The sequence below is a fragment of the Shinella oryzae genome, from assembly GCF_023038235.1.
GTDB classification, from domain to species: Bacteria; Pseudomonadota; Alphaproteobacteria; order Rhizobiales; family Rhizobiaceae; genus Shinella; species Shinella sumterensis.
Genome location: NZ_CP081987.1, coordinates 2,356,296 through 2,375,920 on the forward strand (window position 1 = coordinate 2,356,296; position 19,625 = coordinate 2,375,920).

The 19,625-nt window shown below is 63.2% G+C and carries 25 protein-coding genes and 1 other RNA gene; 9 read left to right on the forward strand and 17 right to left on the reverse strand.

The genetic code is table 11. The annotated features are described in order from the left end of the window. Positions 1-208 precede the first annotated feature (208 nt). The 7 genes from ybgC to ruvC are packed head-to-tail and all read right to left on the reverse strand — an operon-like array spanning position 209 to position 4,137. Complete coding sequence (ybgC, locus tag K6301_RS11530; RefSeq protein WP_247217048.1) at positions 209-679, reverse strand: tol-pal system-associated acyl-CoA thioesterase; 471 nt, start codon at positions 677-679, stop codon at positions 209-211. Beyond that, positions 676-1,206 carry an NUDIX hydrolase gene (locus K6301_RS11535; RefSeq protein ID WP_247217050.1) on the reverse strand — a complete coding sequence of 177 codons (531 nt, stop codon included), beginning with the start codon at positions 1,204-1,206 and terminating at the stop codon, positions 676-678. Before K6301_RS11535 ends, ybgC begins: the two co-directional genes overlap by 4 nt. After that, on the reverse strand, positions 1,199-2,239 hold the full coding sequence (ruvB, locus tag K6301_RS11540) for a Holliday junction branch migration DNA helicase RuvB (protein ID WP_247217052.1): 1,041 nt from the start codon (positions 2,237-2,239) through the stop codon (positions 1,199-1,201). Before ruvB ends, K6301_RS11535 begins: the two co-directional genes overlap by 8 nt. 40 nt (positions 2,240-2,279) lie before the next feature. Further along, entirely contained in the window at positions 2,280-2,897 is a 618-nt protein-coding gene (ruvA, locus tag K6301_RS11545; RefSeq protein ID WP_160871593.1) for a Holliday junction branch migration protein RuvA, read from the reverse strand. A gap of 11 nt (positions 2,898-2,908) precedes the next feature. Continuing rightward, positions 2,909-3,325 carry a type II toxin-antitoxin system VapC family toxin gene (locus K6301_RS11550; protein ID WP_247217054.1) on the reverse strand — a complete coding sequence of 139 codons (417 nt, stop codon included), beginning with the start codon at positions 3,323-3,325 and terminating at the stop codon, positions 2,909-2,911. Continuing rightward, positions 3,306-3,569 carry an AbrB/MazE/SpoVT family DNA-binding domain-containing protein gene (locus K6301_RS11555; RefSeq protein ID WP_134645786.1) on the reverse strand — a complete coding sequence of 88 codons (264 nt, stop codon included), beginning with the start codon at positions 3,567-3,569 and terminating at the stop codon, positions 3,306-3,308. The genes K6301_RS11550 and K6301_RS11555 overlap by 20 nt, the downstream gene beginning before the upstream one ends. 55 nt (positions 3,570-3,624) lie before the next feature. Then, positions 3,625-4,137, reverse strand: coding sequence for a crossover junction endodeoxyribonuclease RuvC (ruvC, locus tag K6301_RS11560; protein ID WP_247217056.1), 513 nt, complete (start codon positions 4,135-4,137; stop codon positions 3,625-3,627). 158 nt (positions 4,138-4,295) lie between these two features. Here ruvC and K6301_RS11565 point away from each other — a divergent pair, with 158 nt between their 5' ends. Then, positions 4,296-5,297: an LLM class flavin-dependent oxidoreductase gene (locus K6301_RS11565; RefSeq protein ID WP_247217058.1), complete on the forward strand. Its 1,002-nt coding sequence runs from the start codon at positions 4,296-4,298 to the stop codon at positions 5,295-5,297. A gap of 103 nt (positions 5,298-5,400) precedes the next feature. Here the strand turns inward: K6301_RS11565 and K6301_RS11570 are convergent, their stop codons facing one another. The 3 genes from K6301_RS11570 to K6301_RS11580 form a co-directional block, all read right to left on the reverse strand. Continuing rightward, on the reverse strand, positions 5,401-6,147 hold the full coding sequence (locus K6301_RS11570) for a YebC/PmpR family DNA-binding transcriptional regulator (protein WP_134645793.1): 747 nt from the start codon (positions 6,145-6,147) through the stop codon (positions 5,401-5,403). Positions 6,148-6,313: 166 nt separating this feature from the next. Next, entirely contained in the window at positions 6,314-6,808 is a 495-nt protein-coding gene (locus tag K6301_RS11575; protein ID WP_247217060.1) for a hypothetical protein, read from the reverse strand. A gap of 17 nt (positions 6,809-6,825) precedes the next feature. Next, positions 6,826-7,662: an MBL fold metallo-hydrolase gene (locus K6301_RS11580; protein ID WP_160871588.1), complete on the reverse strand. Its 837-nt coding sequence runs from the start codon at positions 7,660-7,662 to the stop codon at positions 6,826-6,828. Positions 7,663-7,818: 156 nt separating this feature from the next. Here K6301_RS11580 and K6301_RS11585 point away from each other — a divergent pair, with 156 nt between their 5' ends. Then, positions 7,819-8,355 carry a pyridoxamine 5'-phosphate oxidase family protein gene (locus K6301_RS11585; RefSeq protein WP_247217062.1) on the forward strand — a complete coding sequence of 179 codons (537 nt, stop codon included), beginning with the start codon at positions 7,819-7,821 and terminating at the stop codon, positions 8,353-8,355. A 2-nt stretch (positions 8,356-8,357) separates the two neighbouring features. Here the strand turns inward: K6301_RS11585 and K6301_RS11590 are convergent, their stop codons facing one another. Both K6301_RS11590 and K6301_RS11595 read right to left on the reverse strand, forming a co-directional pair. Next, a complete protein-coding gene (locus tag K6301_RS11590) occupies positions 8,358-9,179 on the reverse strand; it encodes a TIGR00282 family metallophosphoesterase (RefSeq protein ID WP_160871587.1) in 822 nt (273 codons plus the stop codon). Positions 9,180-9,188: 9 nt separating this feature from the next. Next, complete coding sequence (locus tag K6301_RS11595; RefSeq protein ID WP_247220585.1) at positions 9,189-9,773, reverse strand: 5-formyltetrahydrofolate cyclo-ligase; 585 nt, start codon at positions 9,771-9,773, stop codon at positions 9,189-9,191. A 200-nt stretch (positions 9,774-9,973) separates the two neighbouring features. Here K6301_RS11595 and K6301_RS11600 point away from each other — a divergent pair, with 200 nt between their 5' ends. Beyond that, the gene (locus tag K6301_RS11600) at positions 9,974-10,195 is read left to right on the forward strand and encodes a helix-turn-helix domain-containing protein (protein ID WP_160871586.1); all 222 of its coding nucleotides are present in this window, start codon (positions 9,974-9,976) and stop codon (positions 10,193-10,195) included. Here K6301_RS11600 and K6301_RS11605 read toward each other — a convergent pair. Continuing rightward, complete coding sequence (locus K6301_RS11605) at positions 10,182-11,183, reverse strand: sugar-binding transcriptional regulator (RefSeq protein ID WP_160871585.1); 1,002 nt, start codon at positions 11,181-11,183, stop codon at positions 10,182-10,184. The genes K6301_RS11600 and K6301_RS11605 overlap by 14 nt on opposite strands. 304 nt (positions 11,184-11,487) lie before the next feature. Here K6301_RS11605 and tal point away from each other — a divergent pair, with 304 nt between their 5' ends. Both tal and K6301_RS11615 read left to right on the forward strand, forming a co-directional pair. Then, a complete protein-coding gene (gene tal, locus K6301_RS11610; RefSeq protein WP_247217064.1) occupies positions 11,488-12,450 on the forward strand; it encodes a transaldolase in 963 nt (320 codons plus the stop codon). Positions 12,451-12,593: 143 nt separating this feature from the next. Then, a complete protein-coding gene (locus K6301_RS11615; protein WP_247217066.1) occupies positions 12,594-12,977 on the forward strand; it encodes a hypothetical protein in 384 nt (127 codons plus the stop codon). Positions 12,978-13,018: 41 nt separating this feature from the next. Here the strand turns inward: K6301_RS11615 and ssrS are convergent. The 3 genes from ssrS to K6301_RS11630 form a co-directional block, all read right to left on the reverse strand. Beyond that, a non-coding RNA gene (gene ssrS / locus K6301_RS11620) (6S RNA) lies at positions 13,019-13,177 on the reverse strand. An 84-nt stretch (positions 13,178-13,261) separates the two neighbouring features. Then, positions 13,262-13,633: a cell division protein ZapA gene (locus K6301_RS11625; RefSeq protein WP_247217068.1), complete on the reverse strand. Its 372-nt coding sequence runs from the start codon at positions 13,631-13,633 to the stop codon at positions 13,262-13,264. A gap of 20 nt (positions 13,634-13,653) precedes the next feature. Further along, complete coding sequence (locus K6301_RS11630) at positions 13,654-13,926, reverse strand: DUF4164 domain-containing protein (RefSeq protein ID WP_134645812.1); 273 nt, start codon at positions 13,924-13,926, stop codon at positions 13,654-13,656. A 329-nt stretch (positions 13,927-14,255) separates the two neighbouring features. Here K6301_RS11630 and tkt point away from each other — a divergent pair, with 329 nt between their 5' ends. The 4 genes from tkt to K6301_RS11650 all read left to right on the forward strand — a co-directional run bounded on the left by tkt (position 14,256) and on the right by K6301_RS11650 (position 19,108). Continuing rightward, positions 14,256-16,238: a transketolase gene (gene tkt / locus K6301_RS11635; protein WP_247217078.1), complete on the forward strand. Its 1,983-nt coding sequence runs from the start codon at positions 14,256-14,258 to the stop codon at positions 16,236-16,238. A 68-nt stretch (positions 16,239-16,306) separates the two neighbouring features. Further along, positions 16,307-17,317, forward strand: a complete 1,011-nt coding sequence (gene gap, locus K6301_RS11640; RefSeq protein ID WP_247217080.1) for a type I glyceraldehyde-3-phosphate dehydrogenase — start codon at positions 16,307-16,309, stop codon at positions 17,315-17,317. Positions 17,318-17,328: 11 nt separating this feature from the next. Next, positions 17,329-17,895, forward strand: coding sequence for a putative glycolipid-binding domain-containing protein (locus tag K6301_RS11645; RefSeq protein ID WP_247217082.1), 567 nt, complete (start codon positions 17,329-17,331; stop codon positions 17,893-17,895). Positions 17,896-17,908: 13 nt separating this feature from the next. Next, positions 17,909-19,108: a phosphoglycerate kinase gene (locus K6301_RS11650; protein WP_247217084.1), complete on the forward strand. Its 1,200-nt coding sequence runs from the start codon at positions 17,909-17,911 to the stop codon at positions 19,106-19,108. A gap of 234 nt (positions 19,109-19,342) precedes the next feature. On the opposite strand, the gene K6301_RS11655 is transcribed toward K6301_RS11650, so the two are convergent. Further along, positions 19,343-19,498 carry a hypothetical protein gene (locus K6301_RS11655; RefSeq protein ID WP_167718723.1) on the reverse strand — a complete coding sequence of 52 codons (156 nt, stop codon included), beginning with the start codon at positions 19,496-19,498 and terminating at the stop codon, positions 19,343-19,345. Positions 19,499-19,625: the final 127 nt, after the last annotated feature.

The following is a 19,625-nucleotide window of genomic DNA, read 5'->3' on the forward strand; positions in this document are numbered from 1 at the left end:
ATTCACAAACGCACGTCGCAGCCAGGATCTCGATCCGCACCCGCTTCGCAGCCCGTCAAGAATGTCCGGTTGATGCTGCCGGCCGCCATGCCGGTCAAACGCTTACAACCTGCCTTCTTCACGGCAAATTTGGTTAAAGGATGACGTGCAGTGCACAAAATCCTCACCAACCGAGTAAGACATCATTATGGTTAAGGGAGCGTTACCGTTAAACCACGCCGGTCAATTCTTGCGCTCTGGCAAGGAAACGGGTAGCGAGCGCTTCCGGCAGACGACGCGGCCGGCCCTGCGCATTGATGACGGCGATGATGACGCGCGCGGCAATCAGAAGCTGTTCGCCGCGACGGATCTCCTGCTTCAGGATCATCTTGGCGCCGCCCGCCTTCTCGGTGGAGGTGAGGATTGTCAGGATATCATCCATGCGCGCCGGCGCCTTGAAGTCGATCTCCATGCGATGCACGACGAAGACGAGGCCCTCGCGGTCTTCCTCCAGCACGAGACTGCCCTGCTCGACGCCGAGCAGGCGAAGATAGTCGGTGCGTCCGCGCTCCAGGAAATGCAGATAGCGGGCATGATAGACCACGCCGGAAAAATCCGTGTCCTCGTAATAGACACGTTGAATGAGACGATGACCCGTTTCGGTCAATTCACCCGAGAGGTGGTGAGGGGTATCCGTCAAGCTGCGGTCTCCTTTGCGGCCTGTCGCGGCAATCCTTCCCGAAGAATGACATGTTCGACTACGGCCGGCAGCCGATCCAGGTGATCGGCAATGAATTGCGGTTTCAGCACGTGATCGCCGCGTGCTGCGCGGTTGGCGCGCAACCAGCGGAACTCGACCTCGACACCATCGACGATACGGTGGACGGTGTCGGTCTCGTGGAAGGGAAACGCCTCGTCCAGCGACAGCAGATAATAGAAACCGAGTTCGTGCGCGGCGTAACCTTCATAGGTGAAGAAGCTCTCGACCGTCCATAGAAGGCGCTCGATACGCACGTCCCTATGAAGTTCTTCGCGCATTTCCCGCAGGATCGTCTCCTCCGAGCTTTCGCCGATCTCGGCGCGCCCGCCGGGCAGCGCCCAGTAATCGTCCTTCACCGCGCGCTGCGCAAGAACGTAACCGTCGCGAAAAATCAGGCCCGCCACGCGAAAATTGAAAAGCTGCGGCTTGCGTTCGATGCGGATCATGTGGCGACCCGGCTCACTCATCCTCCAGCCCCAGCCGGAACTGCGTGGCTTCCAGATCCTTCGGCGGTGTGAGGCCCATATGCTTCCAGGCATTCGCCGTCAGAACCCGCCCGCGCGGCGTGCGCTGAATGAAGCCCTGCTGGATCATGTAGGGCTCGATGATATCCTCGATGGCGTCGCGTGGCTCGGAGAGCCCCGCCGCGATCGTCTCGATGCCGACAGGCCCGCCGCCGAAATTATGCGCGATCATCGACAGATAGCGCCGGTCGAGCTGGTCGAGGCCCATATTGTCGACCAGAAGCCGCGTCAGCGCCTCGTCGGCGATAGTCTGCGTGACGGCCTCCGCGCGTGCGACCTCGGCGAAATCGCGCACGCGCCGCAAAAGCCGGCCCGCGATACGCGGGGTCCCGCGGGCACGACGCGCGATTTCGCGCGCGCCATCATCCGTCATGCCGAGCCCCATCAGCCGGGCGCCGCGGCGCACGATCGATTCCAGTTCCTCGACCGTGTAGAAATTGAGCCGCACTGGAATGCCGAAACGGTCACGCAGCGGCGTCGTCAGGAGGCCGAGGCGCGTGGTCGCAGCCACGAGGGTGAACTTCGACAGGTCGATCTTCACCGAACGCGCCGCCGGGCCTTCGCCTATGATGAGGTCGAGCTGGAAATCCTCCATGGCCGGATAGAGGATTTCCTCGACGGCCGGGTTGAGGCGGTGGATTTCATCGATGAAGAGCACGTCGCGCTCCTCGAGATTGGTGAGTAGCGCCGCAAGGTCGCCAGCCTTGGCGATGACAGGGCCGGAGGTCGAGCGGAAATTGACGCCGAGTTCCTTCGCCATGATCTGGGCAAGCGTGGTCTTGCCGAGGCCGGGCGGGCCGACGAACAGCACATGGTCGAGCGCTTCGCCGCGGTTCTTCGCCGCCTCGATGAAAATCTTGAGGTTGGCGCGCGCCTCCGCCTGGCCGGTGAAGTCGTCCAGCGTTTGCGGCCTCAGGGCCGTGTCGATGTCCTCGCCGCGCTTGTCCGGCGAAAGCAGTCTGTTTTCGTCGCTCATCGCGCCCTAATCCCATTGTCCACGGCGGAAGGCAACCGCATCACCGCGACAATTCCTTCAGGCCGAGACGGATGAGCTTGGCGCTGTCGGCGCCCTCCCCGCCGTTCTTCAGCGCGGCCGCGATGGCATTGGCGGCCTGGTCGCGCGAGTAGCCGAGATTGGTGAGCGCCGAGACGGCATCGGAGACGGGCGCGGAGGCGACGCCTTCGCCGAGCTCCTGTTTGAGCCCGATCGCAGCGCCGGCCTCGCCGGAAAAGGCCGGCGCCTTGTTGCGCAGTTCCGTCATGATGCGTACGGCCACCTTCGGCCCGACACCCGGCGCACGCGACACCGCCGTCTTGTCCTGCAGCGCGATGGCATTGGCCAGTTCGCCCGGCGTAAGCGTGGAGAGAACGGCGAGCGCGACTTTGGAGCCGACGCCCTGCACGCTCTGCAACAGCCGGAACCATTCCCGCTCCAGCGCCGTCAGGAAGCCGAACAGCCGGAACTGGTCCTCGCGCACATAGGTCTCGATGAACAGGACAGCCGCCTCGCCGGCCGAACCGAGCTTGCCGAGCGTGCGCGCCGAGCAATGGGCGACATAGCCCACCCCGTGCACGTCGAGAACCACATGATCCTCTCCGATCTCGTCGATGGTGCCTTTGAGTTTGCCGATCATGGAAGGATCCGTCAGGGATGGGTTTCGGGAGAGATGATGTCGAGCGCCGGGAAATAGCTGCGGTAACGGGCGGCATCGCGCGTGAGAAGCCGATGGGCCCGCACCGCGGCGTGCGCACCGATCAGGAAATCGGGAAGCGTGCGCTCGCGCAGCCCGCCGGCTCGCCGATAGCGTTGATGCGCCAGCCCCGCCTGGTAGGCGGCGGAAAACGGCAACGCCTCGCGCACCGGGTTGAGCCGTGAAAGCGTCTGCGCAAGGGCGTCCTCGCTCGCCATCATCCCGGCAAGCTCCGCCCAGACGATGGGAGAGAGGACGAACTGAACATCCGGCTTGAGCGCGAGAATGGTGCGCGACGACCAGTCCTTGAACGGCGTTTCGAGCCCAAAGACATCGATGATGATGTTCGTATCAATCAGAACCGAGGTCATCGCGGGGTCCACGGAGCCATTCCATATATTCGTCGGTCGTCATGCCGCCGGTATCGAAGATACCGCTTCGACTCTTCAGCCAGGCCTCGAAATCGTCCGGCTCCGCACTCTTGCCACCAGCGACGACGATCAGCCGCGCGCCCTTGTCGTCCGCCACGAAATCCACCTCCGATCCCGGACCGATATTCAATCGATCGCGGATCTCCTTGGGGATGGTCACCTGACCTTTTTCCGTCACACGCATGGTAATACCTCTTCGGTATTACTTAGCTCCCGCATGGGAACAAGTCAAGAACAAATCAGCCGACGAGCTTGGCGAGGCGGCCGGAAAGGCCTTGGCGATTGTGCGCGTGGCAGATGGCGATGGCCAGTGCGTCGGCGGCATCGTTGCCCACGAAGGTTGCCTTGGGTATCAGGACCTTCAGCATCATGTGGATCTGCTGTTTCTCGCCATGACCGACTCCGATCACCGCCTTCTTGACTGCATTGGGGGCGTATTCGGCGACGCGCAGGCCGGCACGCGCCGGCACCAGCATGGCGATGCCGCGGGCCTGGCCAAGTTTCAGCGTTGCCACCGCATCCTTGTTGACGAAGGTCTGCTCGACGGCGGCTTCGTGCGGCTGGTGACTGTGTATGATGTCAGCAAGTCCATCATGCAACTGACAGAGGCGTGAGGCGAGGTCCATGTCGCCATCGGAGGTCACGGTTCCGGACGCAACAAAGCGCAGCGAATTGCCGAGTGACTCAATGATGCCCCATCCGGTGCGGCGAAGCCCCGGATCGATGCCGATGATGCGAATCGTTTCCTGCATGGGTGAATCCTAATCCTCTCGGACGGACCCTGCCAGTCAAATGTGAACAAAACAAAAACATTCAAGCCGTCGTCATAAACTCGGAAAGCGTCGCTTGGATTTCAGGAAACTGAACCTACATGGGAGGACGATCAAATTCCCTTACATGAGGCTGCATCATGGTGCCCTTCTCCATCCTCGACCTTTCACCGGTCATCGAAGGCGGCACCGTCGCCCAATCGCTGGCCAGTTCCCGACGCCTCGCGCAGGAAGCCGAAGCGCAGGGTTACAAGCGCTTCTGGCTTGCGGAGCATCACGGCATGCGCGGCATCGCCAGCGCCGCCACCGCGCTCGTCATCCAACACGTTGCCGCAGGTACCGAGAAGATCCGCGTGGGCTCCGGCGGCATCATGCTGCCGAACCATTCGCCGCTGGTCATCGCCGAACAGTTCGGCACGCTTGCGGCCCTCTTCCCCGACCGTATCGACCTTGGCCTCGGCCGTGCGCCGGGAACTGACATGCGCACCGCACAGGCGCTGCGGCGCAATCTCGAAACGAGTTCCAACAATTTTCCGCAGGATGTTGTCGAGCTGATGCAGCTCATGGGGCCGATCAGCCCGGAGCAGAAGGTCATCGCCATTCCCGGTGTGGGCAGCAACGTGCCTGTCTGGCTGCTGGGCTCCAGCCATTATTCGGCGCATCTCGCCGGCATGCTCGGCCTGCCCTTCGCCTTCGCCTCGCATTTCGCACCCGACATGCTGCTCTCGGCGCTTGAAATCTACCGTGAGCGCTTCGAGCCGTCGCAGTATCTCGACAAGCCTCATGCCATGGTGGGTGTAATGGGAGCCGCTGCCGATACGGATGCGGAAGCCAACTACCTCTTCACGTCCATGCAGCAATCCTTCGTGCGCCTGCGCCGCGGCACGCCTGGCGCCTTCCCGGCACCGGTGGACAGCATGGACGGCTTCTGGAGCGAGCAGGAGCACATCAATGTCGAGCATACGCTGCAATATGCCGTCGTCGGCAGCCCGGAAAAAATCCGCCGGCGCATCGCCGGTTTCCTCGATCTCACCAAGGCCGACGAACTCATCATATCCATGCCGATCTACGACATGGACGCGCGGCTGAAATCGGTACGGCTGTTTGCGCAGGCACAGCGGGAATTGGCCGAAGCAGCATAACAAAAGGCCGGGGACAAAATCCCCGGCCTTTTTGCTGTTCGCAATCACTCCCTACGCCATTCTCGGGCCCGGCCCGATGCGACGGAAGAGATCGAGGATCCAATCAGGCCGAAAGCTTGGCCATGACCTCGTCGGAGACTTCGAAGTTCGAATAGACGTTCTGCACGTCGTCATCGTCTTCCAGCGTGTCGATGAGCTTCATCAGCGACTGCGCCTTTTCCTCATCGACCGGCACCGTGTTCTGCGGCTTCCAGATCGCCTTGACGGTCTCGGCTTCGCCGAGCTTGTCTTCCAGCGCCTTGGAGACGTCGCCGATATCCTCGAAACCGCAGATGATCGTGTGGCCGTCCTCGTCCGTCGTCACATCCTCGGCGCCGGCCTCGATGGCGGCTTCCATGACGGCGTCGGCATCACCGACGGAAAGCTTGTAGGTGATTTCGCCGACGCGGTCGAAGGAGAAGGAAACCGAACCGGTTTCACCCAGCGCGCCGCCGGCCTTGGAGAAGGTCGAGCGGACGGAGGAAGCCGTGCGGTTGCGGTTGTCCGTCAGCGCCTCGACGATGACGGCGACGCCGCCCGGGCCATAACCTTCGTAGCGGACTTCTTCGTAGTTCTCGCTGTCGGCGCCCGACGCCTTCTTGATGGCGCGCTCGATATTGTCCTTCGGCATGGACTGCGCCTTAGCGTTCTGGATCGCCAGACGCAGGCGGGCGTTCATCGCCGGGTCGGGCAGGCCCGTCTTGGCCGCAACCGTGATTTCACGGGCGAGCTTGGAAAACATTTTCGACCGCACGGCGTCCTGCCGACCCTTGCGGTGCATGATATTCTTGAACTGTGAATGGCCAGCCATGGCACCCCTGTCTCGTTTGGCGCCCGTCGTTTCGGTCGCCGGTCTGTACGCTGGAGCACAAGGGCGCTGTATCGCGCCGGCCTGCCGCCCCGATTTTCGGAATGCCGCCTTATAATTTCATTGCCGCCGCACGTCCAGCAGGGCCACGGAACAAAGCGAGGGCGGTTCAGTCGGCGCGCACATGGGCCCGGCTGAGCAGGAAGGAATGCCCGTCGGCGCGCTCGCAGGTCAGCCCCGTGCGCTGCGAGTAGCAGGTGAACGGGCCGCCGCGCCACACGTCGCCATAGGCGATGGTGCGGTCCGCGCTGCAGCAGCCCTGATGGCCGGGATCCGACAAGACGGTCGCCTTGCCGCCGCGCCCGAGGGTCGCACGCAGATATTTCGGCTCGATACGATCGCAGGAAAGTTCCGGCCCGCCGTCGGGCGGCTGATAGACATCGGTCCCGCCCTCGGGAATGTAGGTGCAGCCGATATTGCCGGAGGGCATGACGAAATGTTCCGCCACGCCCAAGGCGCGCGTCGGCAGCTTTTCCGCCGGCTTCGTTTCCGTCTGGCGGGGCTTGCCGGCATCACCCGCAGGACCGACGGGTGTCGGCGCACCGCTTGCGAAGGCAAGAGCCGACGAAAGCAGCAGTGCAGGCAGGGCAAGAACAAGACGCATGCGGGTCTACTCCGGCATCAGACGCCGGAGAGAATATGAATCGTCGGCCGTTTCGGCAAGCTGCGGATGGAGACCGTGACGGTGGCGTCATCGTCGGTCACGGCATCGAAGCCGCTGCCGAACATCGAGAGGAACTGGCTGATCGGCGGCCCGCGGCGGTGCATGGGCAGAATGAGCGCCGAACGAAGCCGCTGCACGACGCGGCTCATGCTTTCCGCGCCCATGGTCAAGCCGCCATCGACCGGCACCATGAGAACGTCGAGCCGGCCGATCTCGGCATACTGCTTTTCCGTCAGTTCATGATGCAGGTGGCCGAGATGGCCGATGCACAGGCCCGCGACCTCGAAGATGAAGATGGAATTGCCGTTCGGTTCCATCGCGCCGCCCCAGCCCCGGATATCGGTCGGCACATTGCGGATATAGGCATCGCCGACGACGACATCGTGGTCGGCACCATTCTCCGACGTCTCGTCCCAGCCGTGCAGGACGTGGTCGATCCCGGGATCCGGGTTCAGCGTGTAGTGACTGGAATGCGCCTTGTTCATCGTCACCACATCCGGCAAGGCCGGCGGCGCATACCAGCCGTTATAATCGGTGGCGATCCGCACGCCTGCGGGCGTCTCGATGAAGAAGGTCGAATGGCCGACATAGGTGATGCGCACCTCCTCATCCGCCTTGGCCTGCACCTTCAGCACCGGATCGGCTGAGAAGCTCGCGAAGGTGACGGACGGCAAGGCGCGCGCGATCATCTGGCACTGGCTGACCGGTGGCGTCTCCGTCTGGGCAAGGGATGGGCGCGGCGCCAGGAGGTACACGGCGGCCACGATCAACGGAATGAGCAGGAGATGCGGCATGAGCTGCTCCGTTCATTGGTCGGCGCGACTATGCGCCCGACGCTTCCGCAGGTCGAGGCCGCGATGCCGGGAGCGCGATCACAATCCGTTGAGCGGAACCTTCGCCGGGGACCTCACGTTTTCTGCGGGAACAAACCAACGATTGCGAGGAACACCATGTCCAACATCACCCGTGCGCGCGAAAATCCGAAAGAACAGCTCTTCGACGAGATCGACAAGATCCATGCGGGCATGCTCGGCATAGAAGGCGCGCACATGCACATGCAGCCGATGTCGCCGCAGCTCGACCGCCAGACCGCGACGATCTGGTTCTTCACCCGGACGGATGCGGAGATCGTCAAGGCGCTGACACCGGGCGCACATGCGCATTTCTGCGTCGTGGGCAAGGATCACGATTATCATGCCTGCGTCGCTGGCCGCCTGAGCGTGCGAAAGGATCCGGTGAAGATCGACGAATACTGGAGCTCCATCGTCGAGGCGTGGTTCGACCACGGCAAGAGCGACCCGAAGCTAACCATGCTCGCGCTGGAAATGGACGATGCCGAGATCTGGGCTTCGACCGGCAGCAAGCTGAAATTCGGCTGGGAGATCGCCAAGGCGAACTTCAATCCGGAGGAAGAGCCGGATGTCGGCGTGAAGGCGCATCTGCGCTTCAACGAAGGTTCAGCCGATCAGCTGCGCCGCATGATCTGACGTCACCAGAAGCTCGGCACCGTTTCGCTGAGGCGCGGCCCCAGGCGAAGCGGTGCGATCTTCTCGGCAAGGCCGGTGCGATCAGAGATTTCGACGGCGAGGCCACAGATCGTGGCCGGGCCGGACGCGGCCTCGAACCGTCCCTTCGGCATCTTCGAAATGAACCGGTTCAACGGTTCTTCCTTTTCCATGCCGAGCGATGAATCGTAGTCGCCGCACATGCCGGCATCCGAGAGATAACCCGTACCGCCGTTCAGGATCTGGCAATCTGCGGTCGGCACATGGGTATGTGTGCCGACGACGACGCTGGCGCGGCCATCAACAAAATGGCCGAAGCACTGCTTCTCGCTCGTCGCTTCCGCATGGAAATCGAAAATGATGGCGTCCGCCTGCTCGCCGAGCGGGCAGGATGCGAGGATCGCCTCACCTGCCGTGAAGGGATCGTCCAGCTCGGGATGCATGAAGACGCGCCCCATGATGTTGGCGACGAGCACGCGCGCACCGTTGCGGGCGATGAACAGGTTCGCGCCGCGTCCGGGCGTGCCGGCGGGATAATTGGCGGGTCGCAGGAACTGGTCGTGCCGGCCCGCAAAGCCCACCGCCTCCTTCTGGTCCCAGACATGGTTGCCGGTCGTCACCACGTCGGCGCCGGCATCGATGGTGCTGAGGAAGATATCCTCGGTGATACCGAAGCCGCCGGCCGCGTTCTCCCCGTTGACGACGACGAAATCCAGCTTGAAATCGCTGATCAATCCCGGCAGGCGCTCCCAGACGGCCGTCCGCCCGGTCTTGCCCACCATGTCGCCCAGAAAGAGAAAACGCATCGAACTGCCTTAAGAAACCTGTTGGACCGTGCGGAGACCGCTCTCCGTGAGAATGGCGTCGAGAGGGACGTCGTGCGGTTCCGCCGGTACTGATGCCACTTCCTGGCAGTCGAACGCAATGCCGATCAGTTTCGGTGTCCGCCCTTTCGCCTTCAGCCGGTCGATGGCGCGGTCATAGTGACCGGCGCCATAGCCGATGCGGTTGCCCGCCCTGTCGAACGCCGAAAGCGGCACGAGGAGAATATCGGGTTCGAGCACGGCGGCCTCCGGCCCCGGCCCGGTCGTCCCGAAGCCCGTCTTGACCACGGGTGCATCCGGTTCCCATTCCCGAAACACGATGGTCTCCCGGTCGAGCACGACCGGCAGACAGAGCCTGGCGCCCCGCGCGCGCAGCTGCGCCATGAGCGGCCGGATATCCGCTTCCGAGCGAATCGGCCAGAAACCCGAAATGACGGCCCCCGGCGCAAAGAGGATACTTTCGCCGGCATGGTCGGTCATTGCCTGTCCCGCTTCGAGACGCGCCTGCGGCGTCATCGCGTCGCGCAAGGCGAGCCGTTCGTTGCGGATCGCCGCCTTCAGTTCCTTCGCCGTCATGGAAGATGTCACGGGTATCTCCAGCATTTTGCCGTGCCTTATCAGGTGGAAGTGCGCAAAGGCAAATCCCTCATCGAGCCAAACGTGGCGGCGAAGCCCAGTCCCGGAATGGCGCAAACGCGACCAGGGTCGAGGAGAGGCGTTAAGCATTGCGACAGTTTGAACTTTCCGCAGGCAGGCCAAGCCGCTAACCGGGCCGCATGCCTGCGCAGAACGACCGCCCCCCTTTCCCCGAACTGACGGAAATCGAGAAGAGATGTCTCGAGCTCGCCGCCCTCGGCAGGAGCCCGAGCGATATCGTGCTGGAAACCGACCTGTCGTCGCAGCGCGTGGCGGAAGCGATGCGCAGCGCCACCGACAAGCTCGGCGCCCGCAACATAACGGGCGCGATCACCCGCGCGCTGCGTCTCAACCTGATTTGATATCGGCGGCCGCCGCGTCTTCGGCCAGTTGCAGCATGGCGAGCGCCGCGCCTTCGTCGGTAATAAGCGTATTGCAGCCGACGCGCCGGATCGTCGCCCGGATAGCCGGAGCCCGGTGCGCGCCGCCCGAGACGAGCACGATGTGGCGCGCCTTCTTCACCGTATCGAGATCGATCGACATGACCCGGTCGCGGATCGGATGATCGATCGTGCGCCCCTCTGCATCGAGGAAATTGCACATCGTATCGCAGACGCAACCTGCCGCGACCAGTTCCTCCAGCTCATGCCGGGCGATGAAGTCGCGCGACAGCGAGCTGGAGCGCGGGCCGATATCGCCGCAGCTGACGACGGCGATGTCCATGTTCTCCGCAAGGTCGAAGAGGGTCTTCAGGCCGCATTTCTCGATGAGGCTCCGTTTGGTCTCGCGTGAATCCACGAGCAGCGGCGCGAGGAACAGATAGCATTCCGCTCCGAGCTGGCTCGCGAGCTGCCAGGTGTATTCGATCGGGTTGATGTGGTGCGCCTCCACCACGCCGCCGAGCAGCGAGACGACCTTGACGCGCTCGCGGCGCGCCGGGCGGAAACTGGCGAGCGACGCCGTCAGCGTCCGGCCCCAGCCGACGCCGACCGTGCAGTCGTCGGGAATCGCCTCGGTCAGGAACTGCCCGAGCGCCAGCCCCACGCTCTTGGCCGTCGCCTCCGCGCTGTCGGCCGCCGGCACCACCACGGCCTCGTCGAGCCCGTAGGCCTTTTCGAGCCGCACGGCCAGTTCCACGCAGTCGGCGATGCCCTCGTTGATCCAGATCTGAACTTCCGAGCGCTTCAGCGCTTCGTCGAGCATGCGGATGACCGTCGAGCGGCTGACGCCGATCTTTTCGGCAACATCCTTCTGGGTAAGGCCTTGATTGTAATAGAGCCATGCGGCGCGCAGCCGAAGTGCCGCCGATTCCGAATAGGCCGTATGTGTGTCGCGCCGAAGCCGTGCCACGTCGCCTCCCGTTTCCGCCATTACATGTGCTGCCTGGCAGCCTGCGGGCACCATAACACGTCCCGCAAAAAATGCGACATATGTTCAAAACAATCAGCAAAAGTACTTGCTTTTCTGCGCGCAAAGGACGATAGTCCGCTCATATCGGCTGGCGGCACTCCGTCGGCGGATTGGTTGTGCGGGCACGCGCGGCGACGGAAAAGGAAGCACTGTCGCCGCACGCGTTTGCCGACGAGGAACATGGAGGAGGGTTTGGCGTTCCGCTGGAACGCCGCCCAGCAACAACCATTTCGGGATTTCGGATATGACGTCCAAGCTTGAACAACTCCGCGCGATGACGACCGTCGTGGCAGACACCGGCGACATCGAAGCCGTGCGCCGCCTGAAGCCGGTCGATTGCACCACCAATCCCACGATCGTCCTCAAGGCGCTCGGCACGCCGATGTTTGCCGACACGGTCGCAGAAGCGATCCGCTGGGGCCAGTCCCAGGGCGGAAACCGTGAAGGCGTCGTGGCGGCCGTTGCCGACCGCCTCGCCATTTCCGTCGGCGCAGCACTGGCCGAGCTCGTCCCCGGCCGTGTTTCGACCGAAGTCGATGCAGACCTTTCCTTCGACACCGAAGCCTCGATCGCCAAGGGTCGCGAGATCATCAAGGCCTATGAAGCACGCGGCATCACCCGTGACCGCATCCTCATCAAGCTTGCCTCCACCTGGGAAGGCATCCGCGCGGCGGAAGTTCTCCAGAAGGACGGCATCGACTGCAACCTGACGCTGCTCTTCAACAAGGCCCAAGCGATCGCCTGCGCCGATGCCGGCGCGTTCCTCATCTCGCCCTTCGTCGGCCGTATCCTCGACTGGCACGTCAAGGCATCGGGCAAGACCTTCACGGCCGAAGAAGATCCGGGCGTGCTGTCGGTCCGCTCGATCTACGACTATTACAAGTCCAACGGCATCAACACGATCGTCATGGGCGCCTCCTTCCGCAACACCGGTGAAATCGAGGCGCTGGCCGGCTGCGATCGCCTGACGATCAGCCCGGCCCTGCTCGAGGAGCTGGACGCCGCCGAAGGCACGCTGGAGCGCAAGCTTTCGCCGGAAAAGGCAGCCAAGGTCTCGCCGATCAAGATCGACGAGAAGACCTTCCGCTGGATGCTGAACGAAGACGCCATGGCCACCGACAAGCTGTCCGAAGGCATCCGCGCCTTTGCAAAGGACCTCGGCGGGCTGCGTGCCATGATCGACAAGGAACTGAAGGCAGCCGCGTAAGCGAGAACCTTCAAGCCGATGTTATCAAAAGGCCGCCCAACGGGCGGCCTTTTTCATGTGCGGGACCAGGCTGCTTTCGGCTTTGACTTTGGCGGCTCGTGCCATAGGTGGAGACAGACTAGCCATGGCATGAAGGGGTTTTCATGAAACCGATGACACCGTCTCCTTGCGCACTCGCGCTTGCTCTCATCCTTTGCGGATCATCGGCAGCCCATGCCGACACGGTATTCAAGCCCGGGCTTTTCGTGCGGCAAACCCAGCATTGGGATTCCAAGACGAACAGCTTCCTGCCCGGCGCGGAAGAGGGAGAAGGAGACGGATGCTGGCTGGTGGAAAGCGTCAGCGCAAGTGAAGTGAAAATGAAGCTGATCAGCGGCGTCTTCAAGCCGTGGTGGGCGGACAGCGCCATCGAGATCGGCACATCCGACACCTGGTTCGACAACGAGGTTTACCAGGAAGTCAATCCCGGTGCCGCGCCGCTTTCCCAGCTGCGCAAGATCTTCACGCCGGTCGCTTCCTGCGGCTGAACGCGCGCCGGTCGCACAGTGCATGCCGACAAAACAGAGAGGTGCGATCCGCGGCGACCGATGGAGATTTACGATCCTGGGTGCCTACAAACGTAGGTGGGCGCCATATGTCCAGGCCCACGAGCCTGGTCAGGGACAGCTCCCGTTGGATCGAGTATGGCCCCAGGGATTGTGGTTCCTGTCGGGAAGCGCAGATCGCTCATGACATATAGGCCGAAAGCAGCGTCTTCGCCAGTGGCAATCGACCAGGCGTTGGCTGGCTGAAACGAAAAACTGCGTCGGGATCAGTTGACCTGCGGCTTGCCGTTGAGCTTTGCCGCCATGCCCTGGATCTGGTTGGTGAGTTCGCCGAGCGCCTGGGCGATCGCCTCTTCGCTGCGCGAGACCTCGACCAGCACGCCTTCGCGGCCGCTGCGCAGTTGCTCGGTTTCTTTCTCGAGCTTTTCAAGCCGGCGGGTCACGTCGTTCAGTTCATCCATGACCATGATGCCGGCCATGACGGTGATGCGGAGATCGCCGATCTCGCCGAACTGCGCCTTGAGGTGCCCGACATAGCGATCGAACCCGGCGGCGAGGTCTTCCAGGTGGGACTCCTGCCCCTCCTCGCATGCCATGCGATAGGCCTTGCCATCGATCTGAACGGTTACCTGAGCCATGCGGATTCTTTCTGTTGCGCCTATCGGTCGAGAACGGCGCGGATGGTTTCCATCGCCGTGACGAGACGGCGAGATACCTCGCGGTTGACCTCTTCCAGCCGGTTGGCGCGGAATTCGGACTGGTCCAGCTCCTGGGCAAGCCGCGAACGGTCGGCATTGACACGCCGCACTTCGCCTTCCACCTCACCGTGTTCCCGTTCACGGTCAAAGCGCATGTCGAGCGCATTCTCGAGACTGCCAAGCGCCTTGCGAAGCTCCTCGATTGCAGCCCTGACTGTTTCCCCGTGTGTCATAAAGCCTTCACCGGCACTCTCAAAAAACACGAATCGCCGCCGCCGGCGCCGGTTCCCACGCATTGACAGTATTCAACTGCGGGGCAGAGCGTCAACAGCGCGGGCGCACCCGCCGGAAAGCCGCTGTGGATCAGCTTCGCGACCTATGGTGCATGGTGGCATTCCACCTCGCCCGAAAACGCCAAAAAACCCGGCGGATTCGGCGCTCAAAGGCCGCAGGAACCGCCGAATTCGTTGACTTAGACGGTGCACCTGCTATGTGTCAGCCGCTTCCAACCGGCGCCCCTCAGGGACACCGGCCCTGACACCCCGAAGAATACGGAACAGTCATGATCTCTCGCGAAAAACACGACCGGATGGCGAACGCAATTCGCTTCCTTTCCATGGATGCCGTGGAAAAGGCGAACTCCGGCCACCCCGGCCTTCCCATGGGCGCAGCAGACATCGCAACGGTTCTTTTCACCCGCTTTCTCTCCTTCGATCCGAAGACCCCGCACTGGCCGAACCGCGACCGTTTCGTCCTGTCGGCCGGCCACGGCTCGATGCTCCTCTATTCGCTGCTCTATCTGACGGGCTACGAGGACATCACGATCGACGAGATCAAGAACTTCCGCCAGCTCGGCGCCAAAACCGCCGGCCACCCGGAATACGGCCACGCCGCCGGCATCGAAACGACGACCGGCCCGCTCGGCCAGGGCATTGCCAATGCCGTCGGCATGGCGATCGCCGAGCGCAAGCTGCGCGACGAGTTCGGCTCGGACCTGATGGAGCACTACACCTACGCGCTCGTCGGTGACGGCTGCCTCATGGAAGGTATCAGCCAGGAAGCAATCTCCCTCGCAGGCCACCTGAAGCTCAACAAGCTGATCGTGTTCTGGGACGACAACAACATCTCGATCGACGGCCCGATCTCCATGGCCGACTCGACCGACCAGCACGCCCGCTTCCGTGCAAGCCAGTGGCACACGATCGCGGTCGACGGCCATGATCCGGACGCGATTGCCGCCGCCATCGAGGAAGCCCACAAGTCCGACAAGCCCACGATGATCGCCTGCAAGACGACCATCGGTTTCGGCGCCCCCAACAAGGCCGGCACGCACAAGGTGCACGGTTCGCCGCTCGGCGCGGAAGAAATCGCCGCCGCCCGCAAGGCGCTGAACTGGGAAGCGGAAGCCTTCGTGGTTCCCTCCGACGTGCTCGACGCTTGGCGTCTCGCCGGCCTCCGCTCCGCCAAGGCGCACAAGGAGTGGGAAGCCCGTCTCGAAAAGACGGATGCCGAAAAGAAGGCCCAGTTCGTCCGCCGCTTTGCCGGCGAGCTCGAAGGCAGCCTCGATTCCGCAATCGCCGCCTACAAGAAGAAGCTCGCCGAAACGAAGCCGAACCCGGCGACCCGCAAGGCTTCCGAAGATGCGCTCGAAGTCATCAACGGCGTTCTCCCGGAAACGATCGGCGGCTCGGCCGACCTGACCGGCTCGAACAACACCAAGACGAGCCAGACCAAGTCGATCACCCCGACCGATTTCTCGGGCCGTTACATCCACTACGGCATCCGCGAGCACGGCATGGCCGCGGCCATGAACGGTATCGCGCTGCATGGCGGCCTGATCCCCTATTCCGGCGGCTTCCTGATCTTCTCGGACTATTGCCGTCCGTCGATCCGCCTCGCCGCGCTGATGGGCATCCGCGTCATCCACGTCCTGACCCACGATTCCATCGGTCTGGGTGAAGACGGCCCGACGCACCAGCCGGTCGAGCAGATGGCGGCACTGCGCGCCATTCCGAACCTGCTGATGTTCCGTCCGGCCGATGCCACGGAAACGGCGGAGTGCTGGCAGCTGGCGCTTGAAAGCCACAACCGCCCGTCGGGCCTGGCGCTGACCCGCCAGAACCTGATGCCGGTCCGCCTGGAATACGAAGAGGAAAACCTCTGCGCGCGCGGCGCCTATGACCTCGTGTCGGCCAGCGACGCCCAGGTGACGATCTTCGCATCCGGCTCGGAAGTCGAGATCGCGGTGAAGGCCGAGCAGGCGCTCACGGCCAAGGGCATCTCGACCCGCGTCGTCTCCGTTCCCTGCTTCGAGCTCTTCGCCGAGCAGCCGGAAGCCTACCAGAAGGCCGTCATCGGCAATTCGCCGGTCAAGATCGCCGTCGAAGCCGGCATCCGCCAGGGCTGGGATTACTTCATCGGTTCGGACGGCACCTTCATCGGCATGTCCTCCTTCGGCGCATCGGGCCCCTACAAGGAGCTCTACAAGCATTTCGGCATCACGCCGGAAGCTGTCGTCGCCGCCGCGGAAGCCAAGCTCGGCTGAGTGCCCGAGGGCGCGGCCCCGCCGCGCCTCTCACCGCCAAAACGTTTATCCATAGGGAGAGACCCCAAATGACTGTGAAAGTTGCCATCAACGGCTTCGGCCGCATCGGCCGCAACATCCTGCGCGCCATCGTCGAATCCGGCCGCACCGACATCGAGGTCGTGGCGATCAACGATCTGGGCCCGGTCGAGACCAACGCACACCTTCTGCGCTACGATTCCATCCATGGCCGTTTCCCGGCTGAAGTGAAGGTCGACGGCGACACGATCACCGTTGGCGGCGGCAAGCCGATCAAGGTTACCGCCATCAAGGACCCGGCAACGTTGCCACACGGCGCCATGGGCGTCGACATCGCCATGGAATGCACGGGCATCTTCACCGCCCGCGACAAGGCCGCCGCTCACCTGACGGCCGGCGCCAAGCGCGTCATCGTCTCGGCTCCGGCCGATGGCGCCGACCTGACCGTCGTCTACGGCGTCAACGATGACCAGCTGACGAAGGATCACCTCGTCATCTCCAACGCCTCGTGCACGACGAACTGCCTCGTGCCCGTCGTGAAGGTCATCGACGACCTCGTCGGCATCGACCATGGCTTCATGACGACCATCCACTCCTACACCAACGACCAGCCGTCGCTCGACCAGATGCACAAGGATCTGTACCGCGCCCGCGCTGCCGCCCTTTCGATGATCCCGACCTCGACGGGCGCTGCAAAGGCCGTCGGCCTCGTCCTGCCGCACCTCAAGGGCAAGCTCGACGGCACCTCGATCCGCGTTCCCACGCCGAACGTCTCCGTCGTCGACTTCAAGTTCGTCGCCAAGCGCGACACGACGGCCGCCGAGATCAACGAAGCCATCAAGGCTGCCTCCAACGGCAAGCTGAAGGGCATCCTCGGCTACACCGACGAGCCGCTCGTCTCGAAGGACTTCAACCACGACAGCCACTCGTCGATCTTCGCGACCGACCAGACGAAGGTTCTCGAAGGCAACTTCGTTCGTATCCTTACCTGGTACGATAACGAATGGGGCTTCTCGAACCGCATGTCAGACACGGCTGTCGCCTTCGCGAAGCTGATCTAAGGACGCTCATCATGTTTCCGCCCCTCACCTTCAAGACGGCCCGCTGGCGTCCGTTGGAGGGCGAGGGGCTGGAACATCTGACCGTGCGTGCCTTCGAAGGCGGCATCCGCGCCGAAAGCGCCGTTATCGGCGACCGCGGCGACGGGCGTCTCTATGGCGTGCACTATCGTATCGATCTCGACGCCGGCTGGCGCGTGCGTTCCTTTCGCGTGGAAGAGACGGACGGTAGCGGCGTCGCGATGACCTCTGACGGCGAAGGCCGGTGGCGAAGCGAGAGCGGCGAACCGCTTGCGGCCTTCGACGGCTGCATCGATATCGATCTGGCGGGAACGCCCTTCACCAATACCCTGCCGATCCGCCGGCTGGGGCTTGCACCCGAAGCCGGAACAGTGCGGCTGAAAATGGTCTATGTGCCGTTCGACACGTTTTCTCCGTTTCCGGACGGGCAGAACTACACGTGCCTCGACCCGGCACGACGTTACCTCTACCAGGCCGATGACCGGACCTTCCAAGCGGAATTGCCTGTCGATGAAGACGGCCTCGTGACCGACTATCCCACCCTATTCGCAAGACTCTGACGGGAGCCCTCCCATGACCTTCAAGACCCTCGACAACCTCACCGACATCGCCGGCAAGCGCGTGCTCGTCCGCGTCGATCTCAACGTGCCGGTCAAGGACGGCAAGGTCACCGATGCCACTCGCATCGAGCGCGTCGCGCCCACCATCCTCGAACTGTCGAAGAAGGGCGCGAAGGTCATCCTGCTGGCGCATTTCGGCCGCCCGAAGGGCGAGGTGGTCGCCGACATGTCGCTCAAGCAGATCCTGCCGGCGGTGAACGAGGTTCTAGGCACGACCGTCGCCTTCGCATCCGACTGCATCGGTGACGCCGCTGCATCCGCCATCACAGCGCTCGGCAACGGCGGCATCCTGCTTCTGGAAAACACCCGCTTCCACAAGGGCGAGGAGAAGAACAACCCGGACTTCACCGCCGCCCTCGCCGCCAATGGCGACATCTATGTCAACGACGCCTTCTCCGCCGCGCATCGCGCCCATTCCTCGACCGAGGGCCTCGCCCATCTTCTGCCCGCCTATGCCGGCCGCACCATGCAGGCCGAACTGGAAGCGCTCGAAAAGGGTCTCGGCAATCCGAACCGGCCCGTCGTCGCCATCGTCGGCGGCGCGAAGGTCTCCACCAAGATCGACCTGCTCATGAACCTCGTGAAGAAGGTCGACGCGCTGGTCATCGGCGGCGGCATGGCGAACACCTTCCTCGCCGCCCGCGGCACGGATGTCGGCAAGTCGCTTTGCGAGCATGACCTCGCCGACACCGCCAGGCAGATCATGATCGAGGCGGCGGGCGCCGGCTGCGCCATCGTGCTGCCCGAAGACGGCGTCGTCGCCCGCGAATTCAAGGCCAATGCCGAAAACGAGGTCGTCGATGTCAGCGCGATCCCGGCGGACGCGATGATGCTCGACGTCGGCCCGAAGACCATCGAAGCCGTCAATGCCTGGATTTCGCGCGCCTCGACGCTGGTCTGGAACGGGCCGCTCGGCGCCTTCGAGATCGCCCCCTTCGACACCGCCACGGTGGCAGCCGCCAAACATGCCGCCGCCCGCACCAGGGAAGGCAAGCTCGTTTCCGTCGCCGGTGGCGGCGATACCGTGGCTGCCCTCAACCATGCCGGCGTCGCCGACGACTTCACCTATGTCTCGACGGCCGGCGGGGCGTTCCTGGAATGGATGGAAGGCAAGCCGCTTCCGGGCGTCGACGTCCTCAATCAGCAGAAATAACGAGAAGGGCTTGTGTCGCGCGCCGGATCACCTACATTGCTGTTATCGTCAACGAACAGAAAGGAAGGTGATCCAATGTCTAATGAGATTTCGGTCTTGGCTTCGGGCATGGGAATTGTGGTGAACGAAACGAGGCAGCCCTCGTTCTGATCCCGCCTTCCTTCGAGCCGCAAGGCTCGGGTCCGCACCGGACCAAACCTCATGGGGGCCACCTTCGGGTGGCCCTTTTGCGTTTCAGGGGCGGATGAGAACCGTCAGCATCATCAGGGCGATGGCGCCCACCGCGATCTTCCAGAAATCCGCACGCCGACGCAGCCCCGGCAGGCCGAGCGGCCGGATGACATGAAGCAGCATGACGGCGAGGAGAAGTGCTGGCAGGATTTTCGACATGGCGGCCTTTCTTGTCCCTTCCTGTCACACCTCAGACACTTTTCCAAGCGATCAGCCGGTAGGGTCAAATTCGCCCCGCCGCCGTCTTTGCATCTGGCAATCAGCAACAGGTGCGCTATTGCTTTGC

Coding starts and splice junctions, on each gene's coding strand:
- K6301_RS11535 (WP_247217050.1), bottom strand. CDS start 1,206: ATGAGTGAGCCGGGTCGCCACATGATCCGCATCGAACGCAAGCCGCAG.
- ruvB (WP_247217052.1), bottom strand. CDS start 2,239: ATGAGCGACGAAAACAGACTGCTTTCGCCGGACAAGCGCGGCGAGGAC.
- ruvA (WP_160871593.1), bottom strand. CDS start 2,897: ATGATCGGCAAACTCAAAGGCACCATCGACGAGATCGGAGAGGATCAT.
- K6301_RS11550 (WP_247217054.1), bottom strand. CDS start 3,325: ATGACCTCGGTTCTGATTGATACGAACATCATCATCGATGTCTTTGGG.
- K6301_RS11555 (WP_134645786.1), bottom strand. CDS start 3,569: ATGCGTGTGACGGAAAAAGGTCAGGTGACCATCCCCAAGGAGATCCGC.
- ruvC (WP_247217056.1), bottom strand. CDS start 4,137: ATGCAGGAAACGATTCGCATCATCGGCATCGATCCGGGGCTTCGCCGC.
- K6301_RS11565 (WP_247217058.1), top strand. CDS start 4,296: ATGGTGCCCTTCTCCATCCTCGACCTTTCACCGGTCATCGAAGGCGGC.
- K6301_RS11570 (WP_134645793.1), bottom strand. CDS start 6,147: ATGGCTGGCCATTCACAGTTCAAGAATATCATGCACCGCAAGGGTCGG.
- K6301_RS11575 (WP_247217060.1), bottom strand. CDS start 6,808: ATGCGTCTTGTTCTTGCCCTGCCTGCACTGCTGCTTTCGTCGGCTCTT.
- K6301_RS11580 (WP_160871588.1), bottom strand. CDS start 7,662: ATGCCGCATCTCCTGCTCATTCCGTTGATCGTGGCCGCCGTGTACCTC.
- K6301_RS11585 (WP_247217062.1), top strand. CDS start 7,819: ATGTCCAACATCACCCGTGCGCGCGAAAATCCGAAAGAACAGCTCTTC.
- K6301_RS11590 (WP_160871587.1), bottom strand. CDS start 9,179: ATGCGTTTTCTCTTTCTGGGCGACATGGTGGGCAAGACCGGGCGGACG.
- K6301_RS11595 (WP_247220585.1), bottom strand. CDS start 9,773: ATGACGGCGAAGGAACTGAAGGCGGCGATCCGCAACGAACGGCTCGCC.
- K6301_RS11600 (WP_160871586.1), top strand. CDS start 9,974: ATGCCTGCGCAGAACGACCGCCCCCCTTTCCCCGAACTGACGGAAATC.
- tal (WP_247217064.1), top strand. CDS start 11,488: ATGACGTCCAAGCTTGAACAACTCCGCGCGATGACGACCGTCGTGGCA.
- K6301_RS11615 (WP_247217066.1), top strand. CDS start 12,594: ATGAAACCGATGACACCGTCTCCTTGCGCACTCGCGCTTGCTCTCATC.
- K6301_RS11625 (WP_247217068.1), bottom strand. CDS start 13,633: ATGGCTCAGGTAACCGTTCAGATCGATGGCAAGGCCTATCGCATGGCA.
- K6301_RS11630 (WP_134645812.1), bottom strand. CDS start 13,926: ATGACACACGGGGAAACAGTCAGGGCTGCAATCGAGGAGCTTCGCAAG.
- tkt (WP_247217078.1), top strand. CDS start 14,256: ATGATCTCTCGCGAAAAACACGACCGGATGGCGAACGCAATTCGCTTC.
- gap (WP_247217080.1), top strand. CDS start 16,307: ATGACTGTGAAAGTTGCCATCAACGGCTTCGGCCGCATCGGCCGCAAC.
- K6301_RS11645 (WP_247217082.1), top strand. CDS start 17,329: ATGTTTCCGCCCCTCACCTTCAAGACGGCCCGCTGGCGTCCGTTGGAG.
- K6301_RS11650 (WP_247217084.1), top strand. CDS start 17,909: ATGACCTTCAAGACCCTCGACAACCTCACCGACATCGCCGGCAAGCGC.
- K6301_RS11655 (WP_167718723.1), bottom strand. CDS start 19,498: ATGTCGAAAATCCTGCCAGCACTTCTCCTCGCCGTCATGCTGCTTCAT.